The sequence below is a fragment of the Kribbella qitaiheensis genome (assembly GCF_042657745.1).
Taxonomy (GTDB): Bacteria; Actinomycetota; Actinomycetes; order Propionibacteriales; family Kribbellaceae; genus Kribbella; species Kribbella qitaiheensis.
The window spans coordinates 169,134-188,835 of record NZ_JBHSKE010000009.1 but is presented as its reverse complement, the minus strand read 5'-3'; the positions used below and the strand labels follow the sequence as shown (position 1 = coordinate 188,835).

General features: G+C 69.3%; 18 protein-coding genes. 14 read left to right on the top strand and 4 right to left on the bottom strand.

Going from position 1 to position 19,702, the window contains the following annotated elements; all coding sequences use genetic code 11:
• The first annotated feature begins 123 nt into the window (after positions 1 to 123).
• The 12 genes from ACFPJ1_RS10780 (at position 124) to ACFPJ1_RS10725 (ending at position 13,806) form a co-directional block, all read left to right on the top strand.
• Positions 124 to 1,089: an ABC transporter ATP-binding protein gene (locus ACFPJ1_RS10780; protein ID WP_380103371.1), complete on the top strand. Its 966-nt coding sequence runs from the start codon at positions 124 to 126 to the stop codon at positions 1,087 to 1,089.
• Positions 1,086 to 1,919 carry an ABC transporter permease subunit gene (locus ACFPJ1_RS10775; protein ID WP_380103369.1) on the top strand — a complete coding sequence of 278 codons (834 nt, stop codon included), beginning with the start codon at positions 1,086 to 1,088 and terminating at the stop codon, positions 1,917 to 1,919. The genes ACFPJ1_RS10780 and ACFPJ1_RS10775 overlap by 4 nt, the downstream gene beginning before the upstream one ends.
• Before the next feature lie 44 nt (positions 1,920 to 1,963).
• The gene (locus ACFPJ1_RS10770) at positions 1,964 to 4,033 is read left to right on the top strand and encodes a hypothetical protein (protein ID WP_380103368.1); all 2,070 of its coding nucleotides are present in this window, start codon (positions 1,964 to 1,966) and stop codon (positions 4,031 to 4,033) included.
• Positions 4,033 to 4,218, top strand: a complete 186-nt coding sequence (locus ACFPJ1_RS10765) for a thiazolylpeptide-type bacteriocin (RefSeq protein WP_380103366.1) — start codon at positions 4,033 to 4,035, stop codon at positions 4,216 to 4,218. The genes ACFPJ1_RS10770 and ACFPJ1_RS10765 overlap by 1 nt, the downstream gene beginning before the upstream one ends.
• A 165-nt stretch (positions 4,219 to 4,383) precedes the next feature.
• The gene (locus ACFPJ1_RS10760) at positions 4,384 to 4,512 is read left to right on the top strand and encodes a hypothetical protein (RefSeq protein WP_370452686.1); all 129 of its coding nucleotides are present in this window, start codon (positions 4,384 to 4,386) and stop codon (positions 4,510 to 4,512) included.
• 79 nt (positions 4,513 to 4,591) lie between these two features.
• On the top strand, positions 4,592 to 4,777 hold the full coding sequence (locus ACFPJ1_RS10755) for a hypothetical protein (RefSeq protein ID WP_132283866.1): 186 nt from the start codon (positions 4,592 to 4,594) through the stop codon (positions 4,775 to 4,777).
• Between the two features lie 147 nt (positions 4,778 to 4,924).
• Complete coding sequence (locus tag ACFPJ1_RS10750) at positions 4,925 to 6,856, top strand: TOMM precursor leader peptide-binding protein (RefSeq protein WP_380103364.1); 1,932 nt, start codon at positions 4,925 to 4,927, stop codon at positions 6,854 to 6,856.
• 48 nt (positions 6,857 to 6,904) lie between these two features.
• Entirely contained in the window at positions 6,905 to 8,533 is a 1,629-nt protein-coding gene (locus ACFPJ1_RS10745) for a SagB/ThcOx family dehydrogenase (protein ID WP_380103363.1), read from the top strand.
• The gene (locus ACFPJ1_RS10740; protein WP_380103362.1) at positions 8,530 to 11,295 is read left to right on the top strand and encodes a lantibiotic dehydratase; all 2,766 of its coding nucleotides are present in this window, start codon (positions 8,530 to 8,532) and stop codon (positions 11,293 to 11,295) included. Before ACFPJ1_RS10745 ends, ACFPJ1_RS10740 begins: the two co-directional genes overlap by 4 nt.
• Positions 11,292 to 12,317, top strand: coding sequence for a thiopeptide-type bacteriocin biosynthesis protein (locus ACFPJ1_RS10735; RefSeq protein ID WP_380103361.1), 1,026 nt, complete (start codon positions 11,292 to 11,294; stop codon positions 12,315 to 12,317). The genes ACFPJ1_RS10740 and ACFPJ1_RS10735 overlap by 4 nt, the downstream gene beginning before the upstream one ends.
• Entirely contained in the window at positions 12,314 to 13,549 is a 1,236-nt protein-coding gene (locus tag ACFPJ1_RS10730) for a hypothetical protein (RefSeq protein ID WP_380103360.1), read from the top strand. Before ACFPJ1_RS10735 ends, ACFPJ1_RS10730 begins: the two co-directional genes overlap by 4 nt.
• Positions 13,549 to 13,806, top strand: coding sequence for a hypothetical protein (locus ACFPJ1_RS10725; protein ID WP_380103359.1), 258 nt, complete (start codon positions 13,549 to 13,551; stop codon positions 13,804 to 13,806). Before ACFPJ1_RS10730 ends, ACFPJ1_RS10725 begins: the two co-directional genes overlap by 1 nt.
• A 12-nt stretch (positions 13,807 to 13,818) precedes the next feature.
• Here ACFPJ1_RS10725 and ACFPJ1_RS10720 read toward each other — a convergent pair whose 3' ends face one another.
• The 3 genes from ACFPJ1_RS10720 to tdh all read right to left on the bottom strand — a co-directional run bounded on the left by ACFPJ1_RS10720 (position 13,819) and on the right by tdh (position 16,735).
• Positions 13,819 to 14,295, bottom strand: a complete 477-nt coding sequence (locus ACFPJ1_RS10720; RefSeq protein ID WP_380103358.1) for a DUF7144 family membrane protein — start codon at positions 14,293 to 14,295, stop codon at positions 13,819 to 13,821.
• Positions 14,296 to 14,465: 170 nt separating this feature from the next.
• Positions 14,466 to 15,662, bottom strand: a complete 1,197-nt coding sequence (locus ACFPJ1_RS10715; protein ID WP_380103434.1) for a glycine C-acetyltransferase — start codon at positions 15,660 to 15,662, stop codon at positions 14,466 to 14,468.
• An 11-nt stretch (positions 15,663 to 15,673) separates the two neighbouring features.
• Positions 15,674 to 16,735, bottom strand: a complete 1,062-nt coding sequence (tdh, locus tag ACFPJ1_RS10710; protein ID WP_380103357.1) for an L-threonine 3-dehydrogenase — start codon at positions 16,733 to 16,735, stop codon at positions 15,674 to 15,676.
• 794 nt (positions 16,736 to 17,529) lie between these two features.
• On the opposite strand from tdh, the gene pyrE reads away from it, so the two are divergent.
• Both pyrE and ACFPJ1_RS10700 read left to right on the top strand, forming a co-directional pair.
• Positions 17,530 to 18,078 (top strand): orotate phosphoribosyltransferase, encoded by a 549-nt coding sequence (pyrE, locus tag ACFPJ1_RS10705; RefSeq protein WP_380103355.1) that lies wholly within the window; start codon positions 17,530 to 17,532, stop codon positions 18,076 to 18,078.
• Positions 18,075 to 18,770 (top strand): hypothetical protein, encoded by a 696-nt coding sequence (locus ACFPJ1_RS10700; RefSeq protein ID WP_380103354.1) that lies wholly within the window; start codon positions 18,075 to 18,077, stop codon positions 18,768 to 18,770. Before pyrE ends, ACFPJ1_RS10700 begins: the two co-directional genes overlap by 4 nt.
• 52 nt (positions 18,771 to 18,822) lie before the next feature.
• On the opposite strand, the gene ACFPJ1_RS10695 is transcribed toward ACFPJ1_RS10700, so the two are convergent.
• Positions 18,823 to 19,647, bottom strand: coding sequence for an IclR family transcriptional regulator domain-containing protein (locus ACFPJ1_RS10695; protein WP_380103353.1), 825 nt, complete (start codon positions 19,645 to 19,647; stop codon positions 18,823 to 18,825).
• Positions 19,648 to 19,702: the final 55 nt, after the last annotated feature.

The following is a 19,702-nucleotide window of genomic DNA, read 5'->3' as shown; positions in this document are numbered from 1 at the left end:
CTTTGGGGAGCCGAATTCACCGACGTTTGTCGGGCGTACCTGCCGACCTGGTGGCGGCTGCCGTGCGCGCATTCGATCGGTCGAGTTCTCCTGTTCTCGTGACAATCCCGAAAGGCAGGAATCGTGGACACCCAGACAGCCAAGCCGGCACCGGACGCCGCCGTCACCGCCACCGGGTTCGCAGTACAGGTCGATGCCGTGCGCAAGTCCTTCGGTGCGGTCGCGGCGCTGCGCGGTGTCAGCCTCCAGGTCCGGCCTGGTCAGGTCTACGGAGTGCTCGGGCCGAACGGCGCCGGCAAGACGACGCTGTTGCGCATCCTGCTGGGGCTGGTCCGCCCGGACGACGGTTCGGTGAAGGTCCTCGGTCGGCCGCCTGGGTCCCCGCAGGCGTTGCGCCAGGCCGGTGCCCTGATCGAGACTCCCGCGTTCGTCCCGCATCTGTCCGGCCGGACGAATCTCCAAGTACTGGCCAGGGCTCGCGGGCTGCCGGACGCCGAGGTGGACCGGGTGCTCGAGGTCGTCGAACTGCAGCACCGTGGCGGTGATCGCTTCAGTGGCTACTCGCTCGGGATGGGCCAGCGACTCGGCGTCGCGGCCGCGCTGCTCGGGGATCCGGCGTTGCTGATCCTGGACGAGCCGACCAACGGCCTGGACCCGGAAGGCGTCGCCACCATGCGCATGCTGATCCGCGAACTCGGCAGGTCCGGGACGACGGTGCTGCTGTCGTCGCACCTGCTCGGCGAGGTCCAGCAGATCTGCGACCGGGTGGTGGTGATCGACCGCGGCCTGGTCATCGCCGACGACACCGTCTCCGCCATCCGCGACCGCCCCGGTACGACGGCCCTGGACATCTGGGCAACCCCCTTGGAAGCCGCGGGACAGGTCCTCGCCCACCTGACCGGCGAGTTGGCCGGTGAGAGAGAGGACCGGCACTGGCATCTGGAGACTGCGCCGGATGACGTTCCCGGGCTGGTTCGCGCGCTGGTCGAGGCCGGGGTCGATGTGCACGAGATCCGCCGCGAGCGGCAGTCCCTCGAAGGGGTCTTCTTCGCGCTGACCGCCCACCAGGACGAGCAGGAGGAGTCGTGATCAACGCCGTCGCCGCCGAGGCGCTGCTGATGCGCAAGCGGCTCGCCCCCGTGATCGTCGGAGCCACCTGGGTGCTGATGGTGGTGGGCTTCGCCTTCGCCGTGCCCTACATCGTCTACAGCGTGCTGGACCCCGCGGACGCGAGCCGCGCGGAGCTGCTGCGGATCTTGTTGCCGGCGGCATTCGCCTCCACCTCGCTGAGCAGCTACCCGCTGTTCGGTGGTGCGATCATGCTGATCCTCGGAGTGCTGGTCACCGGCTCGGAGTACCGCTGGCGGACCTGGACAGCGCGGCTCAGCCAAGGGCCGGGCCGGGTCCAGGTCCTGCTCGCCAAGCTCGTCATCGGCGTCATGGTGACGACCGTCATCGCGGTGGTCGCGGCGCTGGCGGCGGCCGTCGCGTCGGCGGTGATCGCCGCTGTCGAAGGCCGCCCAGCCGACTGGCCGTCCGTGACCTCGCTGCTCGGCTCGCTCGGAGCCGCGGTACTGATCTCGGCGGCCTGGATGAGTGTCGGCGCCGCGCTCGGCGTGATCTTCCGTGGCACCACCGTCGCACTCGCGGTCGGCCTGCTGTGGACGCTCGGCCTGGAGAACGCGCTGTCCGGTCTGGCCGGCGTGATCCCGGCGATCGAGCCGGTCCGGAACATCCTGCTCGGCTCCGCCAGCGGCTCACTGGTGGGAAGCCTCGGCGCACCGACCCAGGGCGACGGCGGTACCCCCGGCGTCGTCGACTACCTGAGCGCGCCGGCCGCCTGTCTGGTGCTGGTCGCCTATCTCGTCGTCACCACCACCGCGGCCGCGGTCCTGATCCACCGGCGCGACATCACCTGATCCCGAACCCACCGACCGCTTTCCTTCCGCCCGAGGAGCGAACCGTGACCAACCCGCCCGTTGAACTCGTCCGGCCCCGCATGCGCCAGGACGTGGCCTTCCTCGAAACGCTAGACGGTGTGTACGTGCGTGGTACCGATGGCGCGTTCGTCATCCGTGGTGCCGGCGCCTACCGCTACCTGTCGGCGTTGCTGCCGCATCTCGACGGCAGCACGTTGCTGACCGACATCGTCGAGGGCCTGCCGGACGCGCAGGCGGGCGCGGTCCGCTCCCTGCTCGACACCCTCGCCTCGCGTGGTGTGGTCCTTGACGGCCCAGGAGCCCTGCTGGACAAGGAACTTCGCGACAAGTTCCCCAGCCAGGTCGCGCTCCTCGAGCACCACGGCGACGACGGCAGCGGCTTTACCCGCGTCGCCGCTGCCCGGGTCCTCATCACCGGCACAGACGATCAGGCACTGACAACCCTCGCCACCGCCCTGAAAGCCAACGGCGTCGGCACAGCAAACGCAGCAGCCGGTACGGCGGGCGGGTTTGTGCGGGTGGTTGCTGAAGCTGAGTTGGACGCGGCTCAGGCGGCGGAAGCGGATTTGGTTGTCCTGGTGGCATTGGAAGGGCCGTCGCCGCGGTTGTTCGCGCTGGCCGAGGAGGCTCGCCTGGCTGGACTGGACTTCCTGCCGTTGGTTCGGGTCGGGGATCGGTTGATGGCCGGGCCGTGGCAGGGAGCCGTCTCGATCCAGTCCGCTCTCCTTCGGATGAGCGACAACGGGATGACCGGGGTTGCCGAGCTCTGGCAGGCAGGGGTGGCTGGGGCCGCGGCTGCACCGGCCGGCCCTGTGTTGCCCGGGGTTGCGGCGACGATGCTGATCAACCTGGCCGGCTTCGAGATCTTCAAGCAGTTGTCCGGCAGCATCCCCTCGGATCTCGACCGGACCGTGATCCTGCTCGACCCCGATCGCCTGACCGTCCGCACCGAACACGTCCTGCCCCACCCGGCCGTCGAACCCACCTCGCCGGCCGCTGAAACCGCCGTTCCGGCGGAGCCCGTGGTGCCGGCGGATGACGGCGGGGTGGAGTGGGCCTACCGACGGTTCGATCCAGTGGTGGCGGACGCGGTCGGGGTGTTCCGGCACTTCGACGACGACGCGGTGCCGCAGATCCCGGTCAAGACAGCCGTACTGCGGGCGCCTGCCGCGGCGATCGAGCCGATTGTGACGTTCGGGGTGGAGACCGTTCTCGAAGCCAGGCTGGGCTCGTTGGAGGACGCCGCCGTCCGCTACACCCTCAATCTCCACAGGCGATTCCCCCTGATGTCCGCCCCGGCGTCGGGCGCGGAGGACGTCGTACCGGAGCAGCTCGAGACCTGGCTCGGTGCCGGGCCATCGCGTCCAGCGCCGGTCGCGGCGTACGAGGTGACGGACGGGACTCCGCTGGCCATCGACCGTGGCGCGGTCCTCGCCGGTCCGCTCGACTGGAACGCCGCCGAGTTCGAGCCGGACCTAGGTGGCCTCGCTGCTGCACCGACTCCGGCTGCCGCGATCTCGCGAGCGCTCGTCGCCGCAGTCGGCTCAAGTGCCATCGCGGAGGTCGCCAGCGGTGAGCTCCCGGTGGTCCGAGTGCCCCATGAACTGATCGCCCAGGCGCTGGATCCACTGCAATACCGCCGCTTGATGATCCTGGTCAACGAACTCGTCGCCGCCGGCGACAAGGTCGACTTCCAGCTCGCCCGCGGCACCGTACCGGTGGCAGTAGTTGCCATCAGCAACGGAGTGGAACGGCAACTGATCGCCCGGGCCGCGACGAGCTGGGTGGCAGCGGCCGAGGCAGCCCTCCTGACAGCCGTAGGCGAACGCCAGCTGGCCGGTACGCCGTTCGCGCGAGGCGACCACAAGCTGCGGTTGGACGCGGATCTCGGCGGTGCTCTCGTCGCCGGACCTGCTCCCGAGGCAGCCGAGCTGATCGACACCGTCGGCGACGACGCGATCCTGGCGAAGCTCGCCAGGACGGGCCGCCGGGCCGCGGCGGTCGACCTCACTCCACCCGACCTGGCCGGCGTCACCTCGGTGGCCCGGGTCCTGCTCTTCCGCACCGCCGCCCCCGACGCGAAGGAGTCGTGATGACCGACCTGACCACCGAGCTGCTGTCGCTGGAGACCGCCACCTTCGAGGTGGAGGAGATCGCCGACGTCGGGCAGGACGCTGCCGACTGGTGCAGCTCGAGCACCAGTACGTCGAGCTGCTCCTCCTGCAGCACCTCCAGCTGCTGCGGGTGTTCCAGTTGCAGCTGCAGCAGTACCAGCTGAGCGAGGTACTGCCTCCCCAGGTTCCGCCGCCGGACCGGCGGCGGCCCCAACCCGCCCAGGAAGGAGGTGAACCACCATGGCGCTCCGCGAAGAGCTGCTCGTGCTCGAGACGGCCACGTTCGAGATCGAGGACATCGTCGATCTCGGCCAGGATGCGGCCGGCTGGTGCAGCTCGAGCTGCTCCTGCTCGAGCTGCTCGTCCTGCAGCACGTCCAGCTGCTGCTCGACCAGCACCAGCACCGGGTGCGGCGGCGGCTGACAGCCGTTCGTCACTCCGGGTGCGGCGATGGCTGATGCCGTCGTCCGGACCGAAGTACTGCTACCGCCCAGTCGCGGCTGAACGGCCGCGCAGAAACAGGAAGGAAGTCCGACCATGAGCACTCAGACGCTCGGCCTCGAACTGCTCGACCTCGAGGCCGCCACCTTCGAGGTGGACGAGATCACCGATCCGTCCCTGGACCTCGCAGCCACCAGCTCGTCCTGCAGCTGTTCCAGCTGCTGCTCCTGCAGCACCTCGAGCTGCTGCTCGACGAGCACCAGCACGTCCAGCTGCGGCTGACCGACGCGCTAGTGAGCTGAGTGCTGCGGACCAAGGGCCCTGGTCCGCAGCATGTCCCGGCCGTTCACCGCCCCGAGCGGCCGTCTGTAGTCCGTCCGCCGACCCCGCTGTCGGTGTCCGCCCAGGAACGAGAAGGAGCTGCATCCAGTGACGACGTTGGAGGAACACCACGCACTCTCGGCGGCGCCGGATGCCGCGGCGCTGGTGGCCGTGGTCGGCGGCTCCATCGCCGACTTGCTGCCACCCGGCCCCGCGATCGCCCTCGACGTCGCCGTGCTCGGCCTGCCCGGTCAGGAGGAGCGAGCCACCATTGGCGCTCCGAGTCCCGGAGAGGCCGCCCCGGTCAGCATTCGCCTCTACGCAGGCACTCTCGTGGTCGCCGCGACTCCCGGCGGCGCTGGACCGTGCCCGACCTGTCTGGACCGCCGCTGGGTCGTGTGCCGCCCGACCATCGAGCGCCGCATCCTCGATCACCCGCACGGCGTCCTCACCACCCCGCACAGCGTCCCCGGCCCGCATGCGATGAGCGTCGCCGCCGCGGTGACCCGCGCTGCGGCCGAGGCGCCTGCGGACGGCCCGGCGTACCCGGTCTGGGAGATCGACACCCGTACTGCGAAGGTCGAGCGGTACGGGTTGATCCGCGACTCGTCCTGCGAGGTGTGTGCCCAACCGCAACCGGACACCGCCGACGACGCACGGATCCGCCTGGTGTCCACACCCGCGTCCAGTCCCGGCAGCGGCCGGTCCCGTAAGCCGGAAGACCTCGCTCTGCCGATGGACGCGCTTGCCAACCCCGTGTGCGGCATGCTCGGCGGTCCGGCGATCCGCGCCTACCACGCGACCGCCACTGCGCCGGCCAGCGGCCACTTCGAGGTGCGGAGCAAGTACGGCCTGCACGAGATGTGGTGGAGCGGCCACGCCGAGAGCTACCAGCGCAGCGAACTCCTCGGTGCGCTGGAAGGTCTGGAACGCGACGCCGGCCAGCGACCTCGCCGGGTGGACGTGGCCTTGCGCGCGACTGCGACGGAGCTCACCGTCCCGTTCGTGGAGATGGAGCAGTGCGGTCTCTACACGCCCGACTTCTACCAACAGCACCAGGACAAGTACGTGCCCTGGTCGGAGAACCCGAGTGTGCCGTGGGTGTGGGGCTGGTCCGTCCGCGACCACCGCCCGCTGCTCGTCCCCGAGCAGATCGTCTACTACCTCGACCACCGCGAGGACCACCGCAACACCGTGCAGGAGTGCTCGAACGGCTGCGCCTCCGGCAGTTCCGTCACCGAGGCCGTCCTGCACGGGCAGCTCGAACTGATCGAGCGGGACGCCTTCCTGATCAGCTGGTACAGCGGTCTCACCCCGACCGAGATCGACCTCGACACCGTCGACCACCCGCTGGTTCGGCAGATGCGTGCCCACGTCGACCTGCTCGGCTACGACCTGCGCTGCTTCGACATCCGGGTGGATCTCCCGGTCCCCGCCGTCGGTGCAGTCGCAGTACGGCGGGATGGCGGGCTCGGCACGCTCTGCTTCGCCGGCGGGGCCTCCCTGGACCCGGCGGACGCAGTACGGGCTGCTGTGTGTGAGGTGGCGTCGTACGTCACCGGCTTCGAGGAGCGGGTGAGCGAGACGCTCGGGCAGGTCCAGGAGATGGTGACGGACTACCGCAACGTCACCGAGCTGGCGCACCACGCGCTGTTGTTCGGCATGCCCGAGATGGCTCAGCACGCCGAGCACTGGTTGCGGCAGACCGAGGTCACCCCGCTGGACCAGGTGTTCGCGAACTGGACCACCGGCCGGGCGCCGGTGACTGATCTGCGCGAGCCGGTCGAGGAGATCGTCGCGCTGTTCGCGGCCGGGGGCATGGACACGGTCGTGGTGGACCAGACGACGCCGGAGCAACTGGCGATGGGCCTGCACACGGTGGCGACGATCGTGCCCGGGCTGATCCCGATCGACTTCGGCTGGCAGCGCCAGCGGGTGCTGACAATGCCGCGGACGCTGTGGGCGCCGTACAAGGGCGGTCTGACGGCGCAGCCCCTCACGCCCGAACAGTTGCACCGCGTGCCGCACCCGTTCCCCTGACAGCCCGCGTCCGCCCCAGCCCGTGTCTTCCGTAGGAGTTGAGTGCAGGTGACCAGCCAGATCGATGTCGCCGCCGGGCCCGGCAGCCCCGCGGTCGCGATGGACTACGCGCGCCGGATGTTCGAGCGGCAGCGAGTGCCGTTGCCGCCGATGGGGTTCACGGTGGACTGGGACGATCAGCCGTCCCGGCACAAGCTCTACCTGGACACACCGAAGGTGCCGCTGCCTGTACCGTTCGCCGGCCTCCCGTCCATCGGCGTGGAGGCGGCCGCGGCTCGCGCCATCGCTCCTGCCGGTGAGGAGATGCCCGCGCTCGGCGTACTGGCGTCGGTGCTCGGTTGCTACGGGCTGATAGATCGCCGCACTGCGCTCAACTGGAACGAGGACAGCACCAACAAGCTAAGAGCAGCCCAGCCGGTGTGGTCCCGACCGACAGCCTCCGGCGGCGGGATGTACCCGGCGGAGAGCTATCTGGTCGCAGGGCCGTCAGCACCGGTCCGTGCTGGGGTCTACCACTACGACACGGCTCACCACAGCCTCGACCGCCTGTCCGCGGCCAACCGCTGCAGCGAGCTGGCGGCGGCTACCGGTGTCAGTGCCGGCCTCTACCTGGTCGCGACCCTGAGCTTCTGGAAGAACGCCTTCAAATACAACTCCTTCAGCTATCACGTGGTGACCCAGGACGTCGGCGCTCTCCTCGCCTCCTGGCGGTTCGTGCTGGCGGCCGGAGGCCTCGCAGTCGAGCCCGTCCTGTGGTTCGACGAAGCACCAGTCAGTACTGCGCTCGCCGTGGACGGGCGCACCGAAGCGCCCTTCGTGGTCATCCCACTCGGGCCGACAACCCCTGCTGGTGAAGGAGAGCGCCTGGGCGCGCCAAATCCTCCAAGGGTGTGGGAGAAGTCCGATCGGGTCCGCGACTTCGAGCTGGTCGAACGCATCCACGCGGCGGCCTTGGTCGGCAACGCACCGAGGCCGGACACAACAAGCCCCGTTGGCCTGGCACCACTGGACCAGACCGACGTGATCCCGTTGCCGGCGCCGGAACCGTCCAGCACAGACCTGACCACGAGCCTGCGGACAAGGCGATCGAGCTTTGGCCTCTTCTCCGTCCGGCCTCCACTGTCGGCGTCGGACCTCAGCTCGGTGCTGGCGACGACAGCCCGGATCGGCCGAGCCGGGACGGACGTGGCACCCGCACCTCGCGAGACTCCGTGGACCAGGCTGTGGGTCCTCCCCAACGCCGTCGAGGGCCTGGCGGAGCGTGCGTACGCCTACGACCCGGCTGAGCACCAGTTGACCGGTGCAGGATCCTTCGACTTCGGCCAGGTCCAGCGGCACTACGCGCTGACCAACTACAACATCAGCGAGGTCGCTGCCGTCCTGGTGATCACGGGACGGCTGGAGGCGTTGGTGAACGCATACGGCGCCCGCGGCTACCGGATGCTGAGCATCGAGGTCGGCCAGCTAGCGCAGACCACCTACTTGGCGGCCACCGCCCGCGGGCTGGGGATCGGTGCCGTACTGGGTATCGACAACCTCGCCGTCGACGAGTTCCTCGGCCTCGAGGAGACCGACGAGCGCAGCATGCTCTTCATCCTGCTCGGCCACGAGCGCGCCGGTCGCGCCGGGTACGACCACGGCCTGCACCACCGGTCAGCTGAAGGAGACCCCCGATGACAGACCTGCTCTCCACCCCCTTCAGTACAACGGCCGGTACTGCGTCCGGCTGGCGGCTGGGCTCCGGCTTCCTCCTGCGGGTCGCAGGCCAACCGGCAGAAGCAGTAGCCGCCCTCCGTACTCCGGCCACCGTCGCCTGGACCGAGCAGATGCTAGCGGCCGAGGGCACCCGAGACGCCATCGGGGACGACCTCCGCGAGGCCCTGGAGTCCGAACTGGCTGCTCGTGGATCCGAAGATCCGGAGCGAGTGGCCCTGATCAACCTCCGCCGGGACGCCTTCAACGGCCGGCGTCCCCGGCCGAGCACGCTGACCCGAGCAGAGCCGCTGATGCCGGCCGAGACCCGAGCCCTGGCGAACCAGTGGATCGTGGCGATCGACAGAGTCCGGGACCTCCTCGACCAGGGCCTCGCAGTACTCGGTGACGACCAGGCAGCGGCTCGTTCGCGGGCAAGGGAGCTCCTTGCCGACGACAACCTCCGGAGCGCGGTCCTGCTCCAGTCGGAGGTACTCGAGAAGAACATGGACCGGTACCTCGACCCGGCCCGCAAGCTCGACAAGCACGGCCGTCAGGTCGAGCGAACCCTGCTGGAACTGCTCTATCGGGCAGCGTTGAAAACCAGCCCGTTCAGCACGCTCACCTCGGTTGGCCTCGGCCGGTTCAGCGACACCGCGACTCGTTCTCGCCCCGAACCGGTCTCGCTCCGGCAGCACTCCACGACCCGGCTGAACATCGCCGTGCTCGCCCGTCTGTCCGCGGTGATCCTGGCCGATCCCACCCTCCGCTCCGGCTTGCGGGTGACATTGGCGCCTGGCGCGAGCTCGGACGGCGAGACGATGCGGTACGTCCGGCGCCGTACCGCGGCCGGGACGGACCCGGACGCGGTAGTTGCTATCGACAACGTTCACGAGAACCTGTTCTTCCTGCCCAGCGGTCCGGCGCTCGACGACGTGGTCGCGTTGACAAGAGAGGCCCGGCCGACGCTGGCGGAACTCAGCCGGCAGCTCGCCGACGCAGCCCCCGAGCGGACCATCGCGGAGGCGGATCAGCTGGTCGGACACCTGCTCCGCCTGGGATTCCTGCTCGCTCCGGATCTCCAGATCGACCTGCGCTCGGCCCATCCGACGGAGATCTTCGTGGCCGCGCTGAGCGCCCAGGACCACCCGATCCTGCAGCAGTTGGCCCGTTCCCTGCAGGCAGCCGTCGTCCTGGTCGACGCCTACCCCGGCACGCCGGCCCGGGGACGCGCGTCCGTACTGCGGGAACTGCGTGAGCAGGTGCGCGCGAGCTTCGAGGTGCTCGGCGCGTCCGACCAACTGGTACCGCGCACGGTGATCTACGAGGACACCACGATCACCGGCGAAGGGATGGAGGTGGACCGCGGCGTGTGGGAGCGGACCATGCTCCCCGACCTCGCGGACCTCGCCGACATCCTGCCCGCGTTCGACCTGAATGTGTCGAGACGCCTTACCGCGAAGGGCTTCTTCCGAGCTCGCTACGGCGTCGGCGGCCGGTGTGAGGACGTGGTGAGGTTCTGCCACGAGTTCCAGCGCGACTTCTTCGAGCCGTACACCCGGCGGGCGATGCGCCGGCGCCAGTTCGACGACGACAACGCGTTCGTGCCGCAGGAGAACTGGTTCAAGCTCGATGACATCGTGGCGGTGGACCGGGCCCGCGAAGCCGCCTCGCTGCACCTGCGTGACCTGCGCGCGGCGGACCCCGGCCCGGTCGAGGAGATCCGCCTCGGCCCGGAGTTCGTGGACGCCGTACGGCGGGAGTTGCCGGGTGCTGCTCAGCTCGCGCAGCCCTGGTCGTTCTTCGTCCAACTGACTGCAGGTGGTCAGGCTCCAGGTCGGCTGATTCTCAATCAGGCTTACGCGGGACTCACGCTGATGTTCTCGCGGTTCGCCCACAGCATCGAGGGCGCAGGCGAGCTGATCACCCAGATCCTGGCCGACTACTCGCCTGACGGAGCCGTGCTGGCCGAGCTCCGCGGCGGCTACGAGACCACCAATCTGAACATCCACCCGGCAGTCACGCAGTACGAGATCGTCTGTCCGGGGGACGCGAGCACCCGGCCGCCGGCCGAGCAGATCTCGCTCGAGGACCTCGTGCTGGTGCATGACGAACACGCCGATCGGGTGCGGTTGATGTCGACGCGGCTCGGTAAAGAGGTTGTTCCGGTCTACCTGGGCTTCCTGATGCCGATGGCCTTGCCCGAGATCCAGCAGATCCTGCTGTGCTTCTCGCCGAGCGGCATGGCGCAGATCGACCTGTGGGCCGGCACCGGTGATCCCGTGCCGGTGGACGGCATCACGTCGTACCCGCGGCTGGCGCTGGGCGATCTCGTCCTGCAGCGGCGGATGTGGAAGCTGAACACAGCCGTCTTCCCGTTCCGCGATCCACAGCACTCCGATGCCGAGCACCTGCTCAGATTGCAGCGCTGGCGGCTGGAGCACGGGCTGCCGCGGCGGCTGTTCGCGCAGATCGACAACGCGGCGGCGAAGTCCGCGGTCGACGACAACGCGGTACCGGCCGCACCGGACGGCGAGCGCAAGGCCGGCCGCAAACCTCTGCCGGTGGACTTCGACAGCTGGATGTCCCTGCAACTGCTCGAACAACTCGCGCTCGGCGCCTCGGCCCGGATCGTGCTGACCGAGGCCAACCCCGATCTGGACGAGCTGTGGCTGACCGACGAGCACGGTCGCCCGCACGTCACCGAACTGCTGCTCGAGCTCTACGACACCGGGAGGGACTCATGACCGACGGCTGGGTGGCTCTGCACGTCTTCTACGCCAGCGACGCCAATCCGATCCTGGTCGAGGCGGTCCGGCCGCTGGTCGAGGAACTGCGCCGCGACGAGCTGATCGACTGCTGGTTCTTCATCAAGTACTGGATGGAGGGACCGCACCTGCGGGTTCGCTTCCACCCGGCCCGGCCCGAACTGCGCGAGGAGGTCACCAGTCGCGCGACCGCCGCGCTGGAGGCGTTCCTGGCCCGGCGACCGGCCCTGTACGACACCGACATCGACGGCCTCGGCGACATCTACAAGAAGATGTACATCGCGGAGTACGGCGAACACCGCTTCGTCGAGGAGTACGGCGTGGACGGGGTGATGCCGTTCCGCCCGAACAACAGCGTCGCGCTGATGCCGTACGAGCAGGAGTTCGACCGGTACGGCGGACCGGTGGGGATGGAGCTCGCCGAGTGGCACTTCCAGCACTCCAGCGATCTGGTCGCGAAGCTGCTGGCCACCTCGAACACCCATGTGCGGCCGGTCCTGCTCGGTCTGGCGACCCAGCTGTCGCTGATGACGGCGTACACGTTCCTCGGGTCGGACGAGGCGGTCCGGCGGTTCTTCCAGCGGTACCGGTCGTTCTGGGAGACGTCGTACCAGGAGCCATCGGACGACTACCACGACTCGTTCGACAAGAGCTTCGAGCTGACCCGGGCGGCGCTGACGGAGCGGATCGACCGGATCCGCTCGATCAGCGAAGGCGATCAGGCGCAGGCGCTGTCGGGGATCGAGCGGACGTGGCTGACGCACTGCCGCGAGCTGCGGGACCGGGTCGAGGCCGAGTCGGGCCGGCTGCTGTTCCCGAGCCGCACCGGCGGGAGCGGCAAGGAGCCGATCGCCGATCCCGAAGGTCGCGCCGCCGTCCTGCTGGGCTCGTACATCCACATGACGAACAACCGTTTCGGGGTCGCCATCCTCGACGAGATCTACCTGTCCTACCTGATCGAAAGGGCCCTCGAACCAGCGACCGAACCGGCCTCGGTATGACCACCGTCAGCGACTGGCTGACCGAGGCCCGGCCCGCGTTGCGCGAGTCCGTCCATATCGGCCCGGGGCTGCTGAAGGGCACCTCCGTAGTGCACATCGTCGGCGACCGCGAGACCCACGCGTTCCTGCGGGTCGGCCCGCGCGAGGCGTTCCTGATGGCACAGCTCGACGGCACCCGGACCCTCGCGGACATCGGCGTGGCGTATGCCGAGCAGTTCGGCAAACGCCTGGGCGAGGCGAACTGGACCCAACTCCTCGGCGTGCTGCACTCCCACGCGCTGATCGAGCCCGCCGCACCCGAACAACTCGAGGCGGTGCGTGAGAAGACGGAGCTGGCTCGCCGGACGGCCGGGCGATCGCCTCTGCTCTGGCGCCGGCCCTTGCCCGGTGCTGCCGAGCTCGTAGTACCGCTGGCTCGGCGGATCGGGTGGCTCCTGCACCCGCTGGCCGCAGTACCGCTCGCTCTGGCCGGTACTGCGGTCGCGGTGTTCGTGCTGCTGAGGTGGTCGACGCTGTGGGCGGCGGTCTCGGAGTCGCCGTCGCGGTGGACCGCGGCCGTGGTCGGCCTACTGGTCGGCTGGGTGGTGATCGCGGGGCACGAGTTCTTCCACGGCATCGCCTGCGTCCGGTACGGCGGGCGGCCGACGGAGATCGGGGTGATGTGGCGGTTCCCGATGATCGCGCCGTACTGCAAGGTGGACGACGTCGTCACCTTTCCGCGGCCCGGCCAGCGGGTGGTCACCTCGTTCGCCGGCGTCTACGTCAACCTGGTCGCGTTGATCCCGTTCGCCGCGCTCTGGTGGTGGGCTTCGCAGTCGGGGTGGTGGCATGGCCTCGCTGCGGCGTTGTTGCTGTTCGGCGTGGTTGCGGCGCTGGCGAACCTGGTTCCCGTGCTGAAGCTCGACGGCTACCACATGCTCGAGCACGCGACGTCCACCTCGAACCTGCAGGGGGAGTCGTTCCGCTTCGCCGGTGCCTTCCTGCGGCACGGACCGTCCGGTGTCGCTGCCTATTCGCGACGGGCGAGGCGGATCTATGCCGGCTATGCCCTGCTCGCGACGGCCATTCTCGGGCCGGCTCTGGTGCTGCTTGTCCGCAGTTGGTACCTGACTCTCGCCGGCCTGTGGAGCCCGCTCGCCGCGATCGCAGTACTGGCGGGCGAGGCCGTTGTGGTCTGCGGACTGTTGCGCTGGGCAGTAGTGTGGCGACGGAGAGCGACCGAGGAGGCCTGATGGACCTCGTGCAGACGATCCTCGGCATCCTCTTGGTGCTCGGGCTGAGCTGCGGTGGCTGGATCGTCTGGGCGGTCGCCCAGAGCCGGCAGCGCAAGCACGAACTGGCGATGGCCCGCGAACGCGAACTGACCGAACGGACCCGCCTGCAGATCGAGGCCGATGAACGGATCCAGGAACGCGCCGACCGCATTTACCTGGACACCGTTCACCGGCACACCGACCCGGACTACCAGCCCGGTCTCGACCAGCAGTAACCTCCGCGCCACTCAAGCCATCGGTGTGGTCCTTGCGCCGCGGTCAACACCCGCTTCCTCCGGGCTCTGCCAGGTCTCTTCGTCCAGCCCCTGGATCCTCGCCCGCACGTCGGACCAGCCGGCGGTGAGCGCGTAGAGCACCACGACGTCCAGCGCGATCATCAGCAGCGACCAGACCGGGTAAGCACCCAGCCAGGCGATCTGGATGATGGCGTGAACGATCACGATCACGATCGCGGTGATCCGGGCCCACGTCTGTGCCGCGAGCAGACCTAGACCGGCGGCGACCATGATCAGGCCGGAGATCAGGAGCACCCAGCCCCAGCCGGTCAGATCGACCAGGATGAGGTTCTCCGGCGTCACCACCAAATGCTCGTCGTCGAACAGGGCGATGAAGCCCTGGAAGATGTTGACGCCCCCGATGATCAGGAGCATCGTGCCGGCGAACACGACGAAGCCGGTCATGGCTCCACTCTTTTTCGCAGCCATCTGCGGTATCTCCTCTCGCTGCGGTGGCCGCTACCGGGCTCGGCAGCGGCTCGCACTTGGAGGCTGCGCTAGTTTCTCCCGGACGGCATCACCCTGCGTGGATGAAGGACCCCTGACCGAGATCACCCCGCATGGATGAAGGACCACCGCGCCGGCCGCGGCCGGACGCCTCAGCTGGTGCCGGCGTCGGAGCTCAGCGCTGCCCGAGCCTCGATGAAGGCGGCGACGGCGCGTTCGACGTCCTCGATGGAGTGCGCGGCGGAGAGTTGGGTGCGGATCCGGGCCTTGCCGTGCGGGACGACCGGGTAGGAGAAGCCGATCACGTAGACGCCGAGCTCGAGCAGCTTGTCGGCCAGGCGGCCGGCCTCGGCGGCGTCGCCGATCATCACCGGGGAGATCGGGTGGTCGCCCGCCAGCACGTCGAAGCCCGCCTCGGTCATTTTCGAGCGGAAGAGCGCGGTGTTCGCGGCGAGCTTGTCGCGCAGGTCGCTCGTGCCTCCGATCAGCTGCAGCGCCTTCAGCGAGGCCGCCGTCACCGACGGCGCGAGCGAGTTGGAGAACAGGTACGGACGGCTGCGCTGGCGGAGTAGTTCGACGATCTCGCGCCGGCCGGAGACGTAACCACCGGAAGCTCCGCCGAGGGCCTTGCCCAGTGTCCCGGTCAGTACGTCGACCCGGTCCTTGACCCCGAACAGCGAAGGGGTTCCGCCGCCGTCGGGACCGACGAAGCCGACCGCGTGGGAGTCGTCGACCATCACCAGCGCGTCGTACCGCTCGGCCAGGTCGCAGATCTCGTCCAGCGGCGCGACGTAGCCGTCCATCGAGAAGACGCCGTCGGTGGCGATCAGCCGGTACCGCGCGTCGGCGGCGTCCTTGAGCTGAGCCTCGAGGTCCGCCATGTCGCGGTTCTTGTACCGGTACCGCTTCGCCTTGGACAGCCGGATGCCGTCGATGATGCTGGCGTGGTTCAGCTCGTCGGAGATCACCGCGTCCTCGGCGCCGAGCAGGGTCTCGAACAACCCCCCGTTCGCGTCGAAGCAGGAGCTGTAGAGGATGGTGTCCTCGGCGCCCAGGAAGGTGCTCAGGGCATCTTCGAGCTCCTTGTGGATGGCTTGTGTGCCACAGATGAAGCGGACCGAGGCCATCCCGAAGCCCCACTCGTCCAGGGCGCTCTTGGCCGCCGCGATCACCTCGGGGTGGTCGGCCAGGCCGAGGTAGTTGTTCGCGCAGAAGTTCAGCACCGTGCCGCCCGACTTGCCGTTGGCAACGGAGATGGCGGAGTTCTGCGGCGAGGTGATCACCCGCTCGGACTTGTACAGCCCCGCGTCGCGGATCTCGCCGATCGTGGTGGTCAGGTCATCGCGCATCCGGCCGAACATCAGTGCACTCCCTCGGGGTTCGTTGCGTACGTCGGGTTGGTCCAGTCCAGGATCACCTTGCCGCAGTGGCCCTGGCGCGCCACGTCGAAAGCCTGCTCGAAGTCGGCGTACCCGAACCGGTGGGTGATCACCGGGCCGAGGTCGAGGCCGCGTTCCAGCATCACCGACATCGAGTACCAGGTCTCGAACATCTCCCGGCCGTAGATGCCCTTGATCGTCAGCATGTTGAGCACCACCGTGCTCCAGTCGATCGCGATCTCGTCGGCGGGCAGGCCGAGCATCGCGATCTTGCCGCCGTGGTTCATGTTCGCGAGCATGTCGCGCAGCGCGGCCGGCTGGCCCGACATCTCCATCCCGACGTCGAACCCCTCGCGCATCCCGAGATCCCGCTGGGCGTCCGCGATCGACTGCTCGCCGACGTTGACCGCGTGCGTGACGCCGATCTTGCGGGCCAGTTCGAGCCGGTAGTCGGACAGGTCGGTAATCACCACGTTGCGCGCTCCCGCGTGCAGGGCGACCGCCGCGGCCATGATGCCGATCGGCCCGGCGCCGGTGATCAGCACGTCCTCGCCGACGACCGGGAACGACAGCGCGGTGTGCACGGCGTTGCCGAACGGGTCGAAGATCGCGGCGACATCGAGGTCGACCGGATCCCGGTGCACCCAGACGTTCATCGAGGGCAGCTTCACGTACTCCGCGAACGCGCCCGGCACGTGCACGCCCAGCCCGCGGGTCTTGATGCACAGGTGGCGCCGCCCGGCCCGGCAGTTCCGGCAACGGCCGCAGACCAGGTGACCCTCGCCGCTGACGATGTCACCGACCGCGACATCCCGGACGCCGGCGCCGATCTCGACCACCTCGCCGGCGAACTCGTGCCCGGTGACGAGGGGGACCGGCACGTTCTTCTGCGCCCAGGTGTCCCAGTTCTGGATGTGCAGGTCGGTGCCGCACAATCCGGTCCGCAGGACCTTGATCAGGACCTCGTCGGCCTCGATCGCGGGCACAGGGACGTCCCGCAGCCACAGTCCGGGCCTGCTCTCGGCCTTGACCAGCGCCTTCATGGTGTTGCCTCCTCAGCCGTTGCCCCCACATCGTGGTCCCGGGCAACCACCGGCGTCCATCGACACGTCGTACACAGGCTTTGCAGATCATCTGCATACTTCTCCGCACGGGCACGGGGCCGGGGTCCGCTACTGCTCTGGGGGTTCGCTGCCTCGTCGGGGGGTTACCCCACTGCTCTGACGATGGGCGAACCCCTACAGCGCGGGCGGAGCACACTCTGCGGCTGCGCGGGTGAGGTTTCGCGGCTTCCGGGGGTCTGCTAGTGCTCTGGGGGTTCGCTGCCTCCTCGGGGGTTACCCCCCTGCTCTGACGATGGGCGAACCCCTACAGCGCGGGCGGAGCACACTCTGCGGCTGCGCGGGTGAGGTTCCGCGGCTTCCGGGGGTCTGCTAGTGCTCTGGGGGTTCGCTGCCTCCTCGGGGGGTTACCCCACTGCTCTGACAGTGGGCGAACCCCCACAGCGCGGGCGGAGCACACTCTGCGGCTGCGCGGGTGAGGTTCCGCGGCTTCCGGGGGGTCTGCTAGTGCTCTGGGGGTTCGCTGCCTCCTCGGGGGGTTACCCCCCTGCTCTGACAGTGGGCGAACCCCCACAGCGCGGGCGGAGCACACTCTGCGGCTGCGCGGGTGAGGTTCCGCGGCTTCCGGGGGTCTGCTAGTGCTCTGGGGGTTCGCTGCCTCCTCGGGGGGTTACCCCACTGCTCTGACGGTGGGCGAACCCCTACAGTGCGGGCGGAGCACACTCTGCGGCTGCGCGGCGCCGGGATGGACGGGCGGTCCCTTAGGGTGGGTGGCCATGAGTGCTGATCGCGGGGCGTTGCTGGAACAGGTCAAGAGCAAGGCGATCGTGCACGGGCGGGTGACGCTGGCCTCGGGCAAGGAGGCCGACTACTACGTGGACCTGCGCCGGATCACGCTGGACGCCGAGGCGGCGCCGCTGATCGGGCCGGCCCTGCTGGAGCTCACCGCGGACCTCGAGTACGACGCGGTCGGCGGGCTGACGCTCGGCGCGGACCCGGTGGCGATGTCGATGCTGCACGCGGCCGCACAACAGGGGCGCAAGCTCGACGCGTTCGTGGTCCGCAAGGCCGAGAAGACGCACGGGCTGCAGCGCCGGATCGAGGGACCGGACGTGAAGGGCCGCCGGGTGCTCGCGGTCGAGGACACCTCCACCACCGGTGGCTCGGTGCTCACCGCCGTCGAGGCGTTGCGCGAGGCCGGTGCCGAGGTGGTCGCCGTCGCGGTGATCGTGGACCGGGCCACCGGGGCGCAGGAGAAGGTCGAGTCGGAAGGCCTGGAGTACCGCTCGGTGTTCGGCCTCGAGGAGCTCGGCCTCGGCTCGTGACCACCGCGGTCATCGTCGTCGTCGCCCTGCTGATCGGCGCCGGGGTCGGCTACGCGAACTACGTGCTGGCGAAGAAGCGCCGCGAGGCATTCGCCGCCTTCGCCGCACAGCAGGGCTTCAGCTACCTGCCGGAGAACAACGCGCTGGCCGGCCACTGGGCCGGTACGCCGTTCCAGACCGGTGATCACTGGCGGGTGCGGAACGTGCTGAGCGGCGCGTACCAGGGCCACCAGGTCGTTGCCTTCGACTACAGCTACCAGACCCACAGCAGCAACGGGAAAGGCGGCCGCCGGACCACGACGCACAAGTTCGGCGTCGTGGTGATGCAGCTGCCGGGCCCGCTGCCGCGGCTCGAGGTCACCCACGAGGGGATCTTCGGCGGGGCGGTCGCGAACGCGCTCGGGTTCGGCGATCTCCGGTTCGAGAGCGAGCAGTTCAACCGGGCCTTCCGGGTGATCGCGGACGATCCGCGGTTCGGGCACTCGGTGATCCACCCGCAGATGATGGAGCTGCTGCTCGCCCGCGGCGAGATCGGCTGGCGGATCGAGGGCAACTCCCTGATCGGCTGGGACGCCGGTCCGCACTCACCCGTCGAGGTGATGAACCGCCTCCAGCTCCTCCAGTCGGTCGTCGACAACGTCCCGCCGTACGTCTGGCGCGACTACGCCGGCGTCGACCCCCGCCGGCACTGACCCCTTCGCCACCAGACCACCGCGGCCCGGCCCGCAGTACTGCGGGCCGGGCTCACGCGGAGGACTCGTCTTTGCGCTGGTCGAGCTCCACGTGTGGCCGCGACTGCCACATCGCCCACTCGGCGCTGACGTCGCCCGCGGTACGCAGCAGCAAGGGCAGGTATTCCTTGAGTAGCTGCTCGGTCGACGTCTCCGCGGCATGCACCGTGACGTTCATCGCCGCCCGGACCGCTCCTGTGTCGTCGCGCACCGGAGCCGCCACCGAGCGGACCCCGGGTGCGAGTTCCTCGTCGGCCAACGCCCAGCCGCGGGCCCGGATCTCGGTGAGCTCGTCGCGGAGCTGCTCCGCCGACCGCCCGATGTACGGCGGGAGCCCGGCGCGACTCGGCTGTGCGAGTGTCGCCGCCAGGTCGTGCGCGCTGAGCCCGGCGAGCAGCACCTTGCCCTGTGACGTCTGCGCGGCCGGGAACCTGGTGCCGATGTCCACGCGCAGCGCGATGATCTTCGGGACGGACACCCGGGCGACGTAGACGATGTCCGACCCGTCGAGCTGCGCCATCGAGGACGACTCACCGGTCCGGGCGACGAGCGACTCCATGTGCGGCCTGGCGATGTCCCACAGGCCCAGCGCACCGACGTAGGCCATGCCGAGCGTCAGCACCTTCGGGGTCAGCTGGAAGGCGCCGCCGGTCGACCGGACGAAGCCGAGCTCCTCCAGCGTCAGCAACAGCCGGCGCGCGGTGGGCCGCGCCAGCCCGGCCGCGGTCGCCACCTCGGTCAGGGACATGCTGCGGTGATCGGCGTCGAAGCAGGCGAGCACGTCCAGTCCACGAGCCAGCGACTCGACGAAATCGGGACCCGAACCTCGTCCTGCCATCAGTGTCTGCCTCCGCTGCTCCGACCACCCATCGCCGCTGAGCCTACGATGCCGA

Bases quoted from the DNA above. Each gene is read 5' to 3' on its own strand.
- ACFPJ1_RS10765 (WP_380103366.1), top strand. From the start codon at position 4,033: ATGACCGACCTGACCACCGAGCTGCTGTCGCTGGAGACCGCCACCTTC.
- ACFPJ1_RS10755 (WP_132283866.1), top strand. From the start codon at position 4,592: ATGAGCACTCAGACGCTCGGCCTCGAACTGCTCGACCTCGAGGCCGCC.
- ACFPJ1_RS10740 (WP_380103362.1), top strand. From the start codon at position 8,530: ATGACAGACCTGCTCTCCACCCCCTTCAGTACAACGGCCGGTACTGCG.
- ACFPJ1_RS10735 (WP_380103361.1), top strand. From the start codon at position 11,292: ATGACCGACGGCTGGGTGGCTCTGCACGTCTTCTACGCCAGCGACGCC.
- ACFPJ1_RS10730 (WP_380103360.1), top strand. From the start codon at position 12,314: ATGACCACCGTCAGCGACTGGCTGACCGAGGCCCGGCCCGCGTTGCGC.
- ACFPJ1_RS10725 (WP_380103359.1), top strand. From the start codon at position 13,549: ATGGACCTCGTGCAGACGATCCTCGGCATCCTCTTGGTGCTCGGGCTG.
- ACFPJ1_RS10720 (WP_380103358.1), bottom strand. From the start codon at position 14,295: ATGGCTGCGAAAAAGAGTGGAGCCATGACCGGCTTCGTCGTGTTCGCC.
- ACFPJ1_RS10715 (WP_380103434.1), bottom strand. From the start codon at position 15,662: ATGCGCGATGACCTGACCACCACGATCGGCGAGATCCGCGACGCGGGG.
- tdh (WP_380103357.1), bottom strand. From the start codon at position 16,735: ATGAAGGCGCTGGTCAAGGCCGAGAGCAGGCCCGGACTGTGGCTGCGG.
- pyrE (WP_380103355.1), top strand. From the start codon at position 17,530: ATGAGTGCTGATCGCGGGGCGTTGCTGGAACAGGTCAAGAGCAAGGCG.
- ACFPJ1_RS10695 (WP_380103353.1), bottom strand. From the start codon at position 19,647: ATGGCAGGACGAGGTTCGGGTCCCGATTTCGTCGAGTCGCTGGCTCGT.